The 15,045-nt window shown below is 61.8% G+C and carries 14 protein-coding genes; 10 read left to right on the top strand and 4 right to left on the bottom strand.

The genetic code is table 11. The features are described from left to right. Nucleotides 1-135: 135 nt before the first annotated feature. Both MOQ67_RS30045 and MOQ67_RS30040 read left to right on the top strand, forming a co-directional pair. Nucleotides 136-1,062, top strand: a complete 927-nt coding sequence (locus tag MOQ67_RS30045; protein WP_104904281.1) for an SdiA-regulated domain-containing protein — start codon at nt 136-138, stop codon at nt 1,060-1,062. Between the two features lie 118 nt (nt 1,063-1,180). Then, entirely contained in the window at nt 1,181-2,095 is a 915-nt protein-coding gene (locus tag MOQ67_RS30040; protein WP_046487870.1) for an SdiA-regulated domain-containing protein, read from the top strand. Nucleotides 2,096-2,126: 31 nt separating this feature from the next. Here the strand turns inward: MOQ67_RS30040 and rpiA are convergent, their stop codons facing one another. Next, nucleotides 2,127-2,798: a ribose-5-phosphate isomerase RpiA gene (gene rpiA / locus MOQ67_RS30035; RefSeq protein WP_017845061.1), complete on the bottom strand. Its 672-nt coding sequence runs from the start codon at nt 2,796-2,798 to the stop codon at nt 2,127-2,129. Between the two features lie 135 nt (nt 2,799-2,933). Between rpiA and ilvA the strand changes: the two genes are divergently transcribed. Together ilvA and MOQ67_RS30025 are read left to right on the top strand one after the other, a co-directional pair. Continuing rightward, the gene (ilvA, locus tag MOQ67_RS30030) at nt 2,934-4,448 is read left to right on the top strand and encodes a threonine ammonia-lyase, biosynthetic (RefSeq protein WP_017845060.1); all 1,515 of its coding nucleotides are present in this window, start codon (nt 2,934-2,936) and stop codon (nt 4,446-4,448) included. A 41-nt stretch (nt 4,449-4,489) separates the two neighbouring features. Beyond that, nucleotides 4,490-4,903 (top strand): DUF2269 family protein, encoded by a 414-nt coding sequence (locus tag MOQ67_RS30025; protein ID WP_017845059.1) that lies wholly within the window; start codon nt 4,490-4,492, stop codon nt 4,901-4,903. A 111-nt stretch (nt 4,904-5,014) separates the two neighbouring features. On the opposite strand, the gene MOQ67_RS30020 is transcribed toward MOQ67_RS30025, so the two are convergent. After that, on the bottom strand, nt 5,015-5,671 hold the full coding sequence (locus MOQ67_RS30020; RefSeq protein WP_017845058.1) for a histidinol-phosphatase: 657 nt from the start codon (nt 5,669-5,671) through the stop codon (nt 5,015-5,017). Between the two features lie 143 nt (nt 5,672-5,814). Between MOQ67_RS30020 and MOQ67_RS30015 the strand changes: the two genes are divergently transcribed. Further along, nucleotides 5,815-6,294 (top strand): RNA pyrophosphohydrolase, encoded by a 480-nt coding sequence (locus tag MOQ67_RS30015; RefSeq protein ID WP_026139795.1) that lies wholly within the window; start codon nt 5,815-5,817, stop codon nt 6,292-6,294. A 22-nt stretch (nt 6,295-6,316) separates the two neighbouring features. Beyond that, a complete protein-coding gene (gene ptsP, locus MOQ67_RS30010; RefSeq protein WP_017845056.1) occupies nt 6,317-8,596 on the top strand; it encodes a phosphoenolpyruvate--protein phosphotransferase in 2,280 nt (759 codons plus the stop codon). Nucleotides 8,597-8,752: 156 nt separating this feature from the next. Here the strand turns inward: ptsP and MOQ67_RS30005 are convergent, their stop codons facing one another. Continuing rightward, nucleotides 8,753-9,499 carry an NRDE family protein gene (locus MOQ67_RS30005; RefSeq protein WP_448675764.1) on the bottom strand — a complete coding sequence of 249 codons (747 nt, stop codon included), beginning with the start codon at nt 9,497-9,499 and terminating at the stop codon, nt 8,753-8,755. A gap of 121 nt (nt 9,500-9,620) precedes the next feature. Here MOQ67_RS30005 and MOQ67_RS30000 point away from each other — a divergent pair, with 121 nt between their 5' ends. From MOQ67_RS30000 to MOQ67_RS29990, 3 genes are all read left to right on the top strand, one after another. Further along, a complete protein-coding gene (locus MOQ67_RS30000) occupies nt 9,621-10,403 on the top strand; it encodes a sulfite exporter TauE/SafE family protein (protein WP_017845054.1) in 783 nt (260 codons plus the stop codon). 66 nt (nt 10,404-10,469) lie between these two features. Then, nucleotides 10,470-11,282 (top strand): prolipoprotein diacylglyceryl transferase, encoded by an 813-nt coding sequence (gene lgt, locus MOQ67_RS29995; RefSeq protein ID WP_017845053.1) that lies wholly within the window; start codon nt 10,470-10,472, stop codon nt 11,280-11,282. A 52-nt stretch (nt 11,283-11,334) separates the two neighbouring features. Then, a complete protein-coding gene (locus MOQ67_RS29990) occupies nt 11,335-12,168 on the top strand; it encodes a thymidylate synthase (protein WP_017845052.1) in 834 nt (277 codons plus the stop codon). An 82-nt stretch (nt 12,169-12,250) separates the two neighbouring features. On the opposite strand, the gene cadR is transcribed toward MOQ67_RS29990, so the two are convergent. Continuing rightward, on the bottom strand, nt 12,251-12,700 hold the full coding sequence (gene cadR / locus MOQ67_RS29985; RefSeq protein WP_017845051.1) for a Cd(II)/Pb(II)-responsive transcriptional regulator: 450 nt from the start codon (nt 12,698-12,700) through the stop codon (nt 12,251-12,253). Between the two features lie 84 nt (nt 12,701-12,784). On the opposite strand from cadR, the gene MOQ67_RS29980 reads away from it, so the two are divergent. Further along, entirely contained in the window at nt 12,785-15,043 is a 2,259-nt protein-coding gene (locus MOQ67_RS29980) for a heavy metal translocating P-type ATPase (RefSeq protein WP_448675763.1), read from the top strand. Nucleotides 15,044-15,045: the final 2 nt, after the last annotated feature.

Raw genomic sequence — 15,045 nt, 5'->3', positions numbered from 1 at the left:
TCGCCACAGGTCCCGCACCCGTTTCGGTTGTTTGCATTTTTTTCACACCCCATCCGGATAATCTTCAGCCTCTAGCGCGCGGGCCGGTTATTCCTGTGCTTTCACCTAACGCTGACTTTCCGGAAAAAGCGCTCAATGGCCGTGTCCCTGCCTACCGTCACCTCCAAGCCACGCTCTCGTTTTGCTCTGCGCTGGTATTCCTGGCTGCTTCTGGTCGGGGCGATTGTGTATGGCGTTGCCTGGGCCATGCATTGGGATGACCGCGGAGTGTTGTGGGTCGTGGAACGTTTTGAAAGCCCGGCCAAACGCCAAGCGAGCGTGTGGCTCCCGGATTACCGCGCCGTCATCGACGCCAAGCGGCTGCCCGGTATGGAGAAGGACGAGGCCTCGGACCTGTCCTACAATCCGCAGACGAAAACCCTGTTTTCCGTCATGGGCAAAAATCCATTCCTCGTCGAGTTGACCCTGCAAGGCGATGTGCTGCGCAAGATGCCCCTTAACGGTTGGAACAACCCGGAAGGTGTGACGGTGATGGAAAACGGCCTGATGGCCGTGGTCGATGAACGCCAGCACAGCCTGACCATCGTCAAGGTCGACGCCAGCACCACGGCGTTGAACAAGGCCGACTTCCCGAGTTACGACCTGGGCCCGTCCAAAGACCAGAACAAAGCCTTTGAAGGTGTCACCTGGGACAAGCGCAACCAGCAGTTCGTGCTCGGCGAAGAACGCCCGCCGGCGCTGTTCACCTGGAAAAGCGACGGCAGCCAGACCCTGGTCGGTGACAAGCAAAAGCTCGCCAATACAAAGCTCGACATGCGCAACCTCTCGGCGCTAACCATCGATCCGCGCACCGGGCACCTGCTGGCGCTGTCGGCAGAGTCCCACCTGCTGCTGGAACTGGATGAAAAGGGCGAGCCAGTCAGCTTCATGACCTTGCTCGGCGGCTTCAACGGCCTCAAGAACACGATCTCGCGTGCCGAAGGCGTGACCCTGGACGAGAACGGCAACCTCTACATGGTCAGTGAGCCGAACCTGTTCTATCGTTTCGAAAAACAGAAATAACAACCGATTACGTCGGATATTTCTCTATCCGCGGCATACGCCACACACCGGGCGCGTTTAAGTTTAAATTCAGGCGGGCGTGATATTCATTCGCCATTTTTGACTTTGAGCCCGCCCGATGCGTCGACTTGCCCGCCCCAAACCGGCTTTTTTCATACTGGTGCTGATCGCCTTGATGGGCGCGGGCGTTGTCGCACAACAGTTTCGCCTGTTCGAACGGGCCTGGTTCAATTGGCAGGTGTGGGGCCAGCCTGTTGGCGAACGCGCCATTGGCCTGGCGGATTACCGGGTCAGCGTCGAGGGCCAGGTGATCGAAGGCCTGGATGACGACGTCTCCGCGCTGACCTACGACCCGGTGCGTAAAAGCCTGTTTACCGTCACCAACAAAAACGCCGAGCTGGTCGAACTGTCCCTCGCTGGCAAGATCCTGCGACGGATTTCCCTGGTCGGCTTCGGAGATGCCGAGGCCGTGGAATTTATCAGCGACAACATCTATGTCATCAGCGATGAGCGCCAACAGCGCCTGATCAAGGTGCATGTGGACGACGATACGCAGTTCCTCGACGCCGCCGACGCGGAGCAGATGACCCTGGGTGTGCATGTGGGGGGCAACAAGGGGTTTGAAGGGCTTGCCTACGACTCAGTGGGCAAGCGCCTGTTCGTGGCGAAGGAACGCGACCCGATGGTGATCTATGAGGTTCACGGGTTTCCCCATTTCAAACCGGAAAAAACCTACTCGGTCCACGTCATCAACAACCCCAAACGCGATGCCGGGCTGTTCGTGCGCGACCTGTCGAGCCTGCAATACGACGAACGCAGCGGCCATTTACTGGCGCTGTCGGATGAGTCGTTCCTGGTGTTGGAGCTGGATATCGACGGTCGCCCGTTAAGCAGTTTGTCGCTGCTTAACGGGCGCCATGGCCTGAATGCGCGGGTGCCGCAGGCCGAAGGGATCGCCATGGATGACGCGGGTACGTTGTACCTGGTCAGCGAGCCGAACCTGTTCTACGTGTTCAAGAAACCAGAAGCCTGAACACACCGCCGACCCCACATTCGGTTGTGCGTCAGGCCTTGAGGGTTTTCACGCCTTCCGCGGTGCCCAGCAGCAGCACGTCAGCCGGGCGTGCGGCGAACAGGCCGTTGGTGACCACGCCGACGATGGCGTTGATCTGCGTCTCAAGCTCCACCGGGTTGGTGATCTGCATGTTGTACACGTCGAGGATGATGTTGCCGTTGTCGGTCAACACGCCTTCGCGGTACACCGGGTCGCCGCCCAGCTTCACCAGTTCGCGGGCCACGTGGCTGCGGGCCATCGGGATCACTTCCACCGGCAGCGGGAAGGCGCCGAGTACCGGCACCAGTTTGCTGGCGTCGGCGATGCAGATAAAGGTCTTGGCCACGGCCGCGACGATCTTCTCGCGGGTCAGGGCCGCGCCACCGCCCTTGATCAGGTTCAGGTGCGCGTCGCTTTCATCGGCGCCGTCGACGTAGAACTCCAGGTCGCTGACGGTATTGAGCTCGTACACCGGAATGCCATGGCCCTTGAGGCGCGCGGCGGTGGCTTCGGAGCTGGCCACGGCGCCATCGAACGCGCCCTTGTGCTTGGCCAGCGCATCGATGAAGCAGTTGGCAGTGGAGCCGGTGCCGACGCCGACGATGCTCTTGTCATCGAGTTTAGGAAGGATTAAATCGACGGCGGCCTGGGCCACTGCCTGTTTGAGTTGATCCTGGGTCATGCGGGCTCCGGAACGGGCGGGGAGTAGAGAGGGCGCGAGTATAACCCATCAAAACCTTTGGATTCGTGTGGTCGCCCGGCCAAACGCTGAGTTAGACTCGTCGACCCTGCCCACTCCGCCCAGTGATGCCTGCCGATGCTTGAACAGTACGTCAAAAAGATCCTCACCTCGCGCGTTTACGACGTTGCCATAGAAACCCCGTTGCAGGCCGCCCGCCAGCTCTCCGAGCGGCTGGGCAACAAGGTCTTGCTCAAGCGGGAAGACCTGCAGCCGGTGTTCTCGTTCAAGATTCGCGGCGCGTACAACAAGCTGACCCAGTTGACGGCCGATGAGCGCGCGCGCGGCGTGGTCACCGCTTCGGCGGGCAACCATGCCCAGGGCCTGGCCCTGGCGGCCAAGGTGCTGGGGGTCAAGGCCACTATCGTGATGCCCAAGACCACCCCGGAAATCAAGGTCGAAGGCGTGCGTTCCCGTGGTGGCAAAGTGGTGCTGCACGGTGATTCGTTCCCGGAAGCCCTGGCCTACTCGCTGAAACTGGTCGACGAAAAAGGCTACGTCTACATTCACCCCTACGACGATCCGCACACCATTGCCGGGCAGGGGACCGTGGCGATGGAGATCCTGCGCCAGCACCCTGGGCCGCTGGACGCGATCTTCGTGCCGGTCGGCGGCGGCGGGCTGATCGCCGGTATCGCGGCGTATGTGAAATACCTGCGTCCGGAGATCAAGATCATCGGCGTCGAGCCGGACGACTCCAACTGCCTGCAGGCCGCCATGGCCGCCGGCGAGCGCGTGGTGCTGCCGACCGTGGGGATTTTTGCCGATGGCGTGGCGGTGGCGCAGATCGGCCAGTACACCTTCGACATCTGCAAAGACTATGTGGACGAAGTGATCACTGTCAGCACCGATGAAATCTGTGCGGCGATCAAGGACATCTATGACGACACCCGTTCCATCACCGAACCGGCGGGCGCCTTGGGTGTGGCGGGCATCAAGAAATATGTCGAGAGCCGTGGCGTCACCGGGCAAACCCTGGTGGCCATCGACTCCGGCGCCAACGTCAACTTCGACCGCCTGCGCCATGTGGCCGAGCGCGCCGAGCTGGGTGAAGGCCGCGAAGCCATCATCGCCGTGACCATCCCCGAGAAGCCGGGCAGCTTCAAGGCGTTCTGTGAAGCCGTGGGCAAGCGCCAGATCACCGAATTCAACTATCGCTACCACTCCGGCCGCGAGGCGCACATTTTCGTCGGCGTGCAGACCCACCCGGAAAACGATCCGCGCAGCGCATTGATCGCCAGCCTGACCAGCCAGGGTTTCCCGGTGCTCGATCTGACCGAGAACGAACTGGCCAAGTTGCACATCCGCCATATGGTCGGCGGGCACGCGGCGAAGGTCAGCGATGAAGTGGTGTTTCGCTTCGAATTCCCGGAGCGGCCGGGCGCCTTGTTCAACTTTCTTAACAAATTAGGCGGGCGCTGGAACATCTCGATGTTCCACTATCGCAACCACGGCGCAGCCGACGGCCGCGTGGTCGCCGGCCTGCAAGTCCCGGCGGACGAGCGCCATCTGGTATCGGCAGCCCTTGAAGCCATCGGCTACCCGTACTGGGATGAAAGCGATAACCCGGCTTACAAACTGTTCCTCGGTTGAGCGACTACGCTGATTGGGGCGGCCTTTAAGGAAGACGACACATGGAAACCCTGACCACCCTCAAAGTTATCCACATGGCGGCGACCGTGTTGCTGCTGCTCAGCGGCCTCGGCCTGGCGCTGCTGGCCTGGCGCAAACGCAGCGCCGGCCCGGCGATCACCGTGCAGCGCCCGTGGGCGTTCGTATGGTTGTTGATGGGGATCTGCCTGATCAGCATGCCGTTTACCGGCTGGTGGCTGGTGCATCTGGTCGGCTGGCCGCTGGGGCAGACCTGGATCCTGGGTTCCAGCCTGCTCTACACCGTCGCGGCGCTATGCTGGTTCTGGCTGGTGGCGCGGCTCAATCGCTTGCGCAAGGGCGAGGGCGGTAGCCTGAATTTCACCTTGGCATTGGCGGTGGTCAGTCTGGTGGGGTTTGTGGCGATTGCGGGGTTGATGGGCGCCAAGCCGGTTTAAGGCTTGGGACCGAGTTGTCTGCATCGGGAGCAAGCTCCCTCCCACATTTAACCGCGTACATCCGTTGAAATGCAGTTAAATGTGGGAGGGGGCTTGCCCCCGATAGAGCCATCAGCTCCGCAGCGTAATCACCGGCCAGCCGCGTTTTTCAGCCTCAGCCCGCAGATTCGGGTCCGGGTCTACCGCGATCGGATACGTCACCTGCTCCAGCAGCGACAAGTCATTCATCGAATCGCTGTAGAAGTAGCTGCCTTCCAGGCTGTGCCCGGTTTCTTCCAGCCAGCGGTTCAGGCGCGTCACCTTGCCTTCGCGAAAGCACGGTACATCGGTGCTGCGCCCGGTGTAGCGGCCGTCTTCCATCTCGCATTCGGTGGCAATCAGGGCGTCCACGCCCAGGCGTGCGGCAATTGGCGCGGTGACGAAGCGGTTGGTCGCGGTGATGATCACCAGCTTGTCGCCAGCGGCGCGGTGCTTGGCCAGCAGTTCAAATGCCTGCGGCAGCATGATCGGCTCGATGCAGTCGCGCATGTAGTCGTTGTGCCATGCCTCCAGTTGGGCCATTTCGGTGCGGCCGAGGATTTCCAGGCAAAAATTCAGGTAGGCCGCGTTATCCAGCTGGCCGGCCAGGTAGTCCTGATAGAATTCGTCGTTGCGTGCCTTGTAGGTCACCGGGTCGAGAAATCCGCGTTCACAGAGGTAATCGCCCCAGGCGTGATCGCTGTCACCCCCCAGAAGCGTGTTGTCCAAGTCGAATAAAGCCAGGCGCATTACAGTTACCCGCTGAAAAGTCTGTAAAAAGGCGTCCAGAATACGGTCTTTTCACAAGACTGCACATAAGCTAAGAAGCCTCGTTGCCGCTGGAACAACCTTTGTGGAACAATGCTACGACATGCGTTTGCGAGGTTGTTGCCGTGATCGACCCCGATGGTTTCCGTCCTAATGTCGGGATTATTCTTACGAATGATTCCGGACAGGTCCTATGGGCTCGCCGAATCAACCAAGATGCCTGGCAGTTTCCTCAAGGTGGGATCAACCCTGACGAAACCCCTGAAGACGCCTTGTACCGCGAGTTGAACGAAGAAGTCGGCCTTGAGCGCGAAGATGTGCAAATTTTGGCCTGTACCCGTGGCTGGTTGCGTTATCGTTTGCCGCAACGCCTGGTGCGTACCCACAGCCAACCGCTGTGTATCGGCCAGAAGCAGAAATGGTTTCTCCTGCGCCTGATCTCCAACGAGCAGCGGGTGCGGATGGATTTGACCGGTAAACCGGAGTTCGATGGCTGGCGTTGGGTCAGTTATTGGTATCCGTTGGGCCAGGTGGTGACATTCAAGCGCGAGGTTTATCGTCGCGCTCTCAAAGAGCTTGCCCCGCGCCTTTTAACGCGCGACTGACGACGGAGTTCGACCCCGAGCCATGCTCAATACGCTGCGCAAGATCGTCCAGGAAGTTAACTCCGCCAAGGATCTCAAGGCGGCGTTGGGGATTATTGTGTTGCGCGTCAAGGAAGCCATGGGCAGCCAGGTCTGCTCGGTTTACCTGCTGGACCCCGAGACCAACCGTTTTGTGCTGATGGCGACCGAGGGCTTGAACAAGCGCTCCATCGGCAAGGTCAGCATGGCGCCCAATGAAGGTCTGGTGGGCTTGGTAGGGACGCGTGAAGAACCCCTGAACCTTGAAAACGCGGCTGATCACCCGCGTTATCGCTACTTTGCCGAAACCGGCGAAGAGCGCTACGCCTCGTTCCTCGGCGCGCCGATCATTCACCACCGCCGCGTTGTCGGCGTGTTGGTCATCCAGCAGAAAGAACGCCGCCAGTTCGACGAAGGCGAAGAAGCCTTCCTCGTGACCATGAGCGCGCAATTGGCCGGGGTGATCGCCCATGCCGAAGCCACCGGCTCGATTCGCGGCCTGGGGCGCCAGGGCAAGGGCATCCAGGAAGCCAAATTCGTCGGCGTACCGGGCTCGCCAGGTGCGGCCGTCGGTACGGCCGTGGTCATGTTGCCGCCGGCCGACCTCGATGTGGTGCCGGACAAGACCGTCAGCGACATCGACGCCGAAATCAAACTGTTCAAGACCGCCCTGGAAGGCGTGCGCGCCGACATGCGCAACCTGTCGAACAAGCTCGCCACCCAACTGCGCCCCGAAGAGCGAGCGCTGTTCGAGGTGTACCAGATGATGCTGGATGACGCGTCGCTGGGCAGCGAAGTCAAAAACGTGATCAAGACCGGCCAGTGGGCCCAGGGCGCGCTGCGCCAGGTGGTCTCCGATCACGTCAACCGTTTCGAATTGATGGACGACGCCTACCTGCGCGAGCGCGCCTCGGATGTGCGCGACCTCGGTCGCCGTCTGCTCGCTTACTTGCAGGAAGACCGTTCCACCAACCTGGTCTACCCCGACAACACCATCCTGATCAGTGAAGAACTGACCGCCACCATGCTCGGCGAAGTGCCGGAAGGCAAACTGGTGGGCCTGATCTCGGTGCTCGGTTCGGGCAACTCCCACGTCGCGATCCTGGCCCGGGCCATGGGCATTCCGACGGTGATGGGCCTGGTGGACCTGCCGTATTCCAAGGTCGACGGCATCGAAATGATCGTCGACGGCAACCGTGGCGAGGTGTTCACCAACCCCAGCGAAGTGATGCGCAAGCAGTACGCCGAGGTGGTGGAAGAGGAACGCCAGCTGTCCCAGGGCCTCGACGCCTTGCGCGAACTGCCCTGCGTGACCCTCGACGGGCATCGCGTGCCGCTGCTGGTCAACACCGGCCTGCTCGCCGATGTGGCCCGCGCGCAACAACGCGGCGCCGAAGGGGTTGGGCTGTACCGCACCGAAGTGCCGTTCATGATCAACCAGCGCTTTCCGAGCGAGAAGGAGCAGCTGGCGATTTATCGCGAGCAACTGTCCGCCTTCCATCCGTTGCCGGTGACGATGCGCAGCCTGGACATTGGCGGCGATAAGTCACTGTCGTATTTCCCGATCAAGGAAGACAACCCCTTCCTCGGCTGGCGCGGGATTCGCGTCACCCTCGACCACCCGGAAATTTTCCTCGTACAAACCCGCGCCATGCTCAAGGCCAGCGAGGGCCTGAACAACCTGCGCATCCTGCTGCCGATGATCTCCGGCACCCATGAGCTGGAAGAAGCCCTGCACCTGATCCACCGCGCCTGGGGCGAGGTGCGCGACGAAGGCGCCGACGTACCGATGCCGCCGATCGGCGTGATGATCGAAATTCCGGCGGCGGTGTACCAGGCCAAGGAACTGGCGCGGCAGGTGGACTTCCTGTCGGTGGGCTCCAACGACCTGACCCAATACCTGCTGGCCGTGGACCGCAACAACCCACGGGTGGCCGACCTCTACGACTACCTGCACCCGGCGGTGCTGCAAGCGCTGCAACATGTGGTGCGCGACGCCCATGCCGAAGGCAAGCCGGTGAGCATCTGCGGGGAAATGGCCGGCGATCCGGCGGCAGCGGTGCTGTTGATGGCGATGGGCTTTGACAGCCTGTCGATGAACGCCACCAACTTGCCGAAGGTGAAGTGGCTGCTGCGCCAGGTCAACCTGAGCATGGCCAAGGAACTGCTGGCCGAGCTGATGACCATCGACAACCCGCAAGTTATCCACAGCTCGCTGCAACTGGCGCTGAAGAACCTGGGGTTGACGCGGATGATCAACCCGGCCTCAGCCAAAACCCTCTAAAACCTGGCGCCGATCAAAAATGTGGGAGGGGCGGTGCGACGATTCGACTTGCCCCCGATTACGGAGTGTCAGTCAGCACACTTTTGGCTGATACACCCTAATCGGGGGCAAGTCGAATCGTCGCACCGCCCCTCCCACATTGGTTTTGTGGTGTGTCTAGAGCGAGAGTTCGACTTCGCCGAGCCGCCCACCGTGCGGCCCAAAACTGCGCTCCACCATCTGCCGCGTGCCGTCCGCATTCACAATCAGCGCTGTACTCGCCCGTGTCCCATAACTGGGGCTGGCGATAAATACGCTTGATAGCAAACTCTCGGTCGCCAAGCCCACGCTGGTGTCCGGCAAGTCGGCAAACGGCGCGGTCTGCGGGTCGCTCAAGATATCCAGCAAGGTTTCCGGCTGCGGGTTCTCCAGTACCTCGCCCAGCGCCGCCTTGGCCTTGAGCAATTTCGGCCATGGCGTGTCGAGCCCTGCATTGGAAAGGCCGTACACCCCGGCGGGCAGCTGCGTAGGCACGCTGTCGCGGGCGTTGTAATGCCACAGTTCCTCCCGCGTGCCCACCAGCAGGTTGAACCCGGCATATTCAATCGAACGGCCGTTGATCTCCGCCAAATACTGCTCAAGCGGCAGCGAACCGCTGAGAAACCGCGCCACCAATTCCCCACGCGACTTGCGGGCCGGCGGCTGGTGCGGGTCGCGGATATTGGTCAGGGCGGCAAACCGCCCGTCGGCGTTCACCCCCAGCCAGGTGCCGCCCGCTTCCTGATCGCGTCCGGCATAGACCGCAGGCGCATCCGGCCATTGGGCCAGCGGCAGGCTGGGGCGGGCGTAGAACTCGTCACGGTTGGCCGCGACGATCAGCGGTTGGGCATGGCCCGGCCGCCAGGCGAAAACAATCAGGCACATCAGGCGATCTCCCTTTGTGTGTTTGGCCACTCTACCTACACTGGCGCGGGCGTTCCATCGTATCCAGTTGGGTCGCATGCCTTCCATCCGTTAACATGCCGGACTTGGTTTGGGGGCTCCCATGGAATTTCTGCTGTATTTACTGCTGGGCGCCTGTGCCGGGGTGCTCGCCGGGCTGTTTGGCGTGGGCGGCGGGATCATTATCGTGCCGGTGCTGGTGTTCAGCTTCACCTTGCAGGGCTTCGACCCGCAGGTGCTGACCCACCTGGCCGTGGGCACGTCCCTGGCGACGATCATCTTCACCTCGATCAACGCCGTGCGTGAGCACCATCGACGGGGCGCAGTGCGCTGGCCGATCTTTGTGTGGATGACCGTGGGCATCCTGATCGGCGCCGGTTTTGGCGCGCTGACCGCCGAGGCGATTTCCGGCCCCCACTTGCAGAAGATCATCGGCGTGTTCGCGCTGATCATCGCCGTGCAGTTGGCCCTGGAGGTCAAGCCCAAGGCCAGTCGAACGGTGCCGGGCAAGCTCGGTCTGACCCTGGCGGGCACGGTGATCGGCTGGGCCTCGGCGATTTTCGGGATTGGCGGCGGTTCGCTGACCGTGCCGTTTTTGACCTGGCGCAGCGTGCCGATGCAGCAAGCGGTGGCCACTTCGTCGGCCTGCGGGCTGCCGATTGCGCTGGCCAGTGCATTAAGTTTCATGATTCTGGGCTGGCATGACCCGCTGCTGCCCGCTCATAGTCTAGGGTTCGTGTATTTGCCGGCGCTGCTGGGCATTGCCCTGACCAGCATGGTGTTTGCCCGCTTCGGCGCGCGCCTGGCGCACCGTTTGTCGCCGCGCTTGCTCAAACGCCTGTTTGCCGGGCTGCTGTTTTGCGTGGGTTTGAATTTCTTGCTGTAACGCAGCCTTAATCGCGCCCGGGCATGGTCCCGGTCGCCATAACGAATGATTTAACGAGGAGTCGCAATGCTGCCTTACCCGCAGATCGACCCGGTGGCCCTGGCCATCGGTCCGCTGAAAATCCATTGGTACGGGTTGATGTACCTGATCGGCATCGGCGGCGCCTGGTTTATGGCGTCCCGGCGTCTGAACCGTTTCGACCCGACGTGGACCAAGGAAAAACTCTCCGACCTGATTTTCTGGTTGTCGATGGGGGTCATCGTCGGCGGACGCCTGGGGTATGTGCTGTTTTACGACTTGCCCGCCTACATCGCCAACCCGACGCTGATCTTCGAGGTATGGAAGGGCGGCATGGCCTTCCACGGTGGGTTTATCGGCGTGATGCTCGCCGCCTGGTGGTTTGGCCGCCGCAACGGCAAGTCATTCTTCCAACTGATGGACTTCGTTGCGCCGTTCGTGCCGATCGGCCTGGGCGCCGGGCGTATCGGTAACTTTATCAATGCCGAACTGTGGGGCAAGCCGACCGACGTGCCGTGGGCCATGGTGTTCCCGCCGTTCAGCGACCCGGCGCAATTGCCGCGCCATCCGTCGCAGCTGTACCAGTTCGCCCTGGAAGGTGTGGCACTGTTCCTCATTCTGTACATTTTCTCGCGCAAGCCACGGCCGACCATGGCTGTGTCGGGTATGTTCGCGTTGTTCTACGGCATCTTCCGTTTTGTCGTCGAGTTCGTGCGCGTCCCGGATGCGCAACTGGGCTACCTGGCGTTCGGTTGGGTGACCATGGGCCAGATCCTCAGTCTGCCGATGATCATCGTCGGCCTGGGCCTGCTGTGGTGGGCGTACAACCGTCCGCAACCGTTGAAGAACACCGCGCTTTGAATTCGAATGCCGAGGCCTGCGAGGTCTCGGCTGCACCGATACGGGTAATGACATGAAGCAATATCTCGAACTACTGAACGACGTCGTGACCAATGGCCTGACCAAGGGCGACCGCACCGGCACCGGCACCAAGGCTGTGTTTGCCCGTCAGTATCGGCATAACTTGGCCGACGGCTTCCCGCTGCTGACCACCAAGAAGCTTCACTTCAAAAGCATCGCCAACGAATTGATCTGGATGTTGAGCGGCAACACCAACATCAAGTGGTTGAACGAGAACGGCGTGCGTATCTGGGACGAGTGGGCCACCGAAGACGGTGATCTGGGCCCGGTGTACGGCGAGCAGTGGACCGCCTGGCCGACCAAGGACGGCGGCACGATCAATCAGATCGACTACATGGTCGAGACGCTGAAGACCAACCCCAACAGCCGCCGCATCCTGTTCCACGGCTGGAACGTCGAGTACCTGCCGGACGAGACCAAGAGCCCCCAGGAAAATGCGCGCAACGGCAAGCAGGCCCTGCCGCCGTGCCACCTGCTGTACCAGGCTTTCGTGCATGACGGCCATCTGTCGATGCAGTTGTATATCCGCAGCTCCGACGTATTCCTCGGCCTGCCGTACAACACCGCCGCGCTGGCGCTGCTGACCCACATGCTGGCCCAGCAGTGCGACCTGATCCCCCACGAGATCATCGTCACCACCGGCGACACCCACGCCTACAGCAACCACATGGAACAGATCCAGACCCAACTGGCGCGCACGCCGAAGAAGCTGCCGGAATTGGTGATCAAGCGTAAGCCTGCGTCGATCTATGACTACAAGTTCGAAGACTTCGAAATCGTCGGTTACGACGCCGACCCAAGCATCAAGGCCGACGTCGCCATCTAAAGGCCGCCTCCGTCTAAAGGTGTGGGCTTGTGTGGGAGGGAGCAAGCCCACTCCCACACTTTGATTCGGTTACCAGGCTGAATTAATGCCCATGGCTTCTGCCCACATGCGAAGGCTCGGCCTCGCTGGCGGCGACACTGCCGCTGACCTCCAGCCGCTGCAATATCCCGCACTGATCCAGCTCCGGCCCGCTGCCACAGCGCTGGCGCAGGTCGATCAGCTGTTCCTGCAATGCCAACAGGCCGTCGATCCGCGCTTTGACATGGTGGATATGCTCGTCGATCAGCGCATTCACGTTTTCGCATTGGTCCTGCGGGCTGTCTCGTAAGCCCAGCAGGCTGCGGATTTCTTCCAGCGTCATGTCCAGGCTGCGGCAGTTGCGGATAAACACCAACCGCTCGGTGTGCGCCTGGGTGTACACGCGGTAGTTGGCCTCGGTGCGTGCCGGTGGTGGCAGCAAGCCTTCCTTCTCGTAATAACGGATGGTTTCCACCGGGCAGTCGGTCAGCTTGGCCAATTCGCCGATCTTCATCGCAACAATCTCCAAATGGGTGCTTGACCCTATAGTGGCTACAGGGTCTTTACTTGGCAACAGGCACCTTACGGACGCGACCAGATGAGCGACTCCCATCACACCCCGCACACGCACGATCACGCGCATGACCACGCTCATGCGCCGAAAAAACTGACGCCGGTGCATGACCACGGCCACGCCGCTTCCTGCTGCTCCGGCACGCCAGCCCCGGCGTTGGTGCAACTGAGCGCCGCGCCCAGCGCCGATTCGCGCCTGAGCACCTTCCGCATCGAAGCCATGGACTGCCCCACCGAGCAGACCCTGATCCAGAACAAACTGGGCAAGCTTGCCGGTGTGCAGCAGCTGGAATTCAACCTGATCAACCGCATCCTCGGCGTCACCCATGACCTGCCGAGCACCGCGCCGATCATCGACGCCATCAAGTCCCTGGGCATGCAGGCCGATCCGATCGAAGAGGGCACCCCGGCTGCCGCACCGCCGGCGAAGAAACACTGGTGGCCGTTGGCGTTGTCCGGCGTCGGCGCCCTGGCCGCCGAAGTGATCCACTTCACCAACGCGGCCCCGACCTGGGTGATCGCCCTGGTGGCACTGGTCTCGATCCTCAGCGGCGGCCTGACCACCTATAAAAAGGGCTGGATCGCCCTGAAAAACCTCAACCTGAACATCAACGCGCTGATGAGCATCGCCGTGACCGGCGCGATCCTGATCGGCCAATGGCCGGAAGCGGCGATGGTGATGTTCCTGTTCACCGTGGCCGAATTGATCGAAGCCAAGTCCCTCGACCGCGCGCGCAATGCCATCAGCGGCTTGATGCAGATGACCCCGGAACGGGCCACAGTGCGCCAGGCCGACGGCAGTTGGGCCGAACGGGAAGTGAACAGTGTGGAATTGGGCGCCATCGTGCGGGTTCGCCCCGGCGAGCGCATCGGCCTGGACGGCGAAGTCACCGCCGGCCAGTCGACCATCGACCAGGCGCCGATCACCGGCGAAAGCCTGCCGATTGAAAAAACCGTGGGCGATAAAGTCTTCGCCGGCACCATCAACCAGGCCGGTTCCCTGGAATACGCAGTCACGGCGGCCGCCAGCAACTCGACCCTGGCGCGGATCATCCACGCCGTGGAACAGGCTCAGGGCGCCCGTGCGCCGACCCAGCGTTTTGTCGACCGTTTCGCGAAGATCTACACCCCGGCGGTATTCCTGTTTGCCCTGGGCGTGGCGCTGATCCCGCCGCTGTTCATGGCCGGCGTCTGGTTCGACTGGATCTATCGCGCCCTGGTGCTGTTGGTGGTCGCATGCCCGTGCGCCTTGGTGATCTCCACCCCGGTGACCATCGTCAGTGGCCTGGCCGCAGCGGCGCGCAAAGGCATCCTGATCAAGGGCGGCGTGTACCTGGAGGGCGGTTACAAGCTCGACTACCTGGCCCTCGACAAGACCGGCACCATCACCCACGGCAAACCGGTGCAAACCGACTACCTGGCCCTGTTCCCGAATGTCGAAGACAGTGCGCCGGCGTTGGCCGCCGCCCTCGCCGGGCGTTCCGACCACCCGGTATCGCTGGCCATCGCCAACGCGGCTGTGGATAAAAACCTGTCGCGCCATGCTGTGGATAACTTCACTGCCCTGACCGGTCGCGGTGTGCGCGGTGATATCAACGGCGCAACCTACCACCTGGGCAACCACCGCCTGGTGGAAGAACTCGGCCTGTGCTCGCCCGCGCTGGAAGACAAACTCTTCGCCCTGGAGAAACAAGGCAAATCCGTGGTGCTGCTGCTCGACAAATCCGGCCCGCTGGCGCTGTTCGCCGTGGCCGACACGGTCAAGGACAGCAGCCGCGAAGCGATCCAGCAGTTGCACGAGCTGGGCATCAAAACCCTGATGCTCACCGGCGATAACACCCACACTGCCCAGGCGATTGCGGCCCAGGTCGGCATCGACCAGGCCCAGGGCGACCTGTTGCCCACCGACAAACTGCTAGCCATTGAAGCCCTTTACGGCCAAGGCCGGCGCGTGGGCATGGTCGGCGACGGCATCAACGACGCCCCGGCGTTGGCCCGCGCCGAGATCGGTTTTGCCATGGCCGCGGCAGGCACCGACACTGCCATCGAAACTGCCGACGTGGCCTTGATGGACGATGATTTGCGCAAGATTCCGGCTTTCATTCGGTTGTCGCGGCAAACCTCGAGTATCCTCAAGCAGAACATCGCCCTGGCGCTGGTGATCAAGGCGGTCTTCCTTGCGGTCACCTTCCTGGGCATGGCCACCATGTGGATGGCGGTGTTTGCCGACATGGGCGTAAGCCTGCTGGTGGTGTTCAATGGCCTGCGCCTGCTGCGCAAATAAAT

The organism is Pseudomonas sp. LY-1 (genome assembly GCF_053502595.1).
The sequence above is the reverse complement of the archived record's forward strand: the minus strand, read 5'-3'. Positions and strand labels throughout refer to the sequence as shown.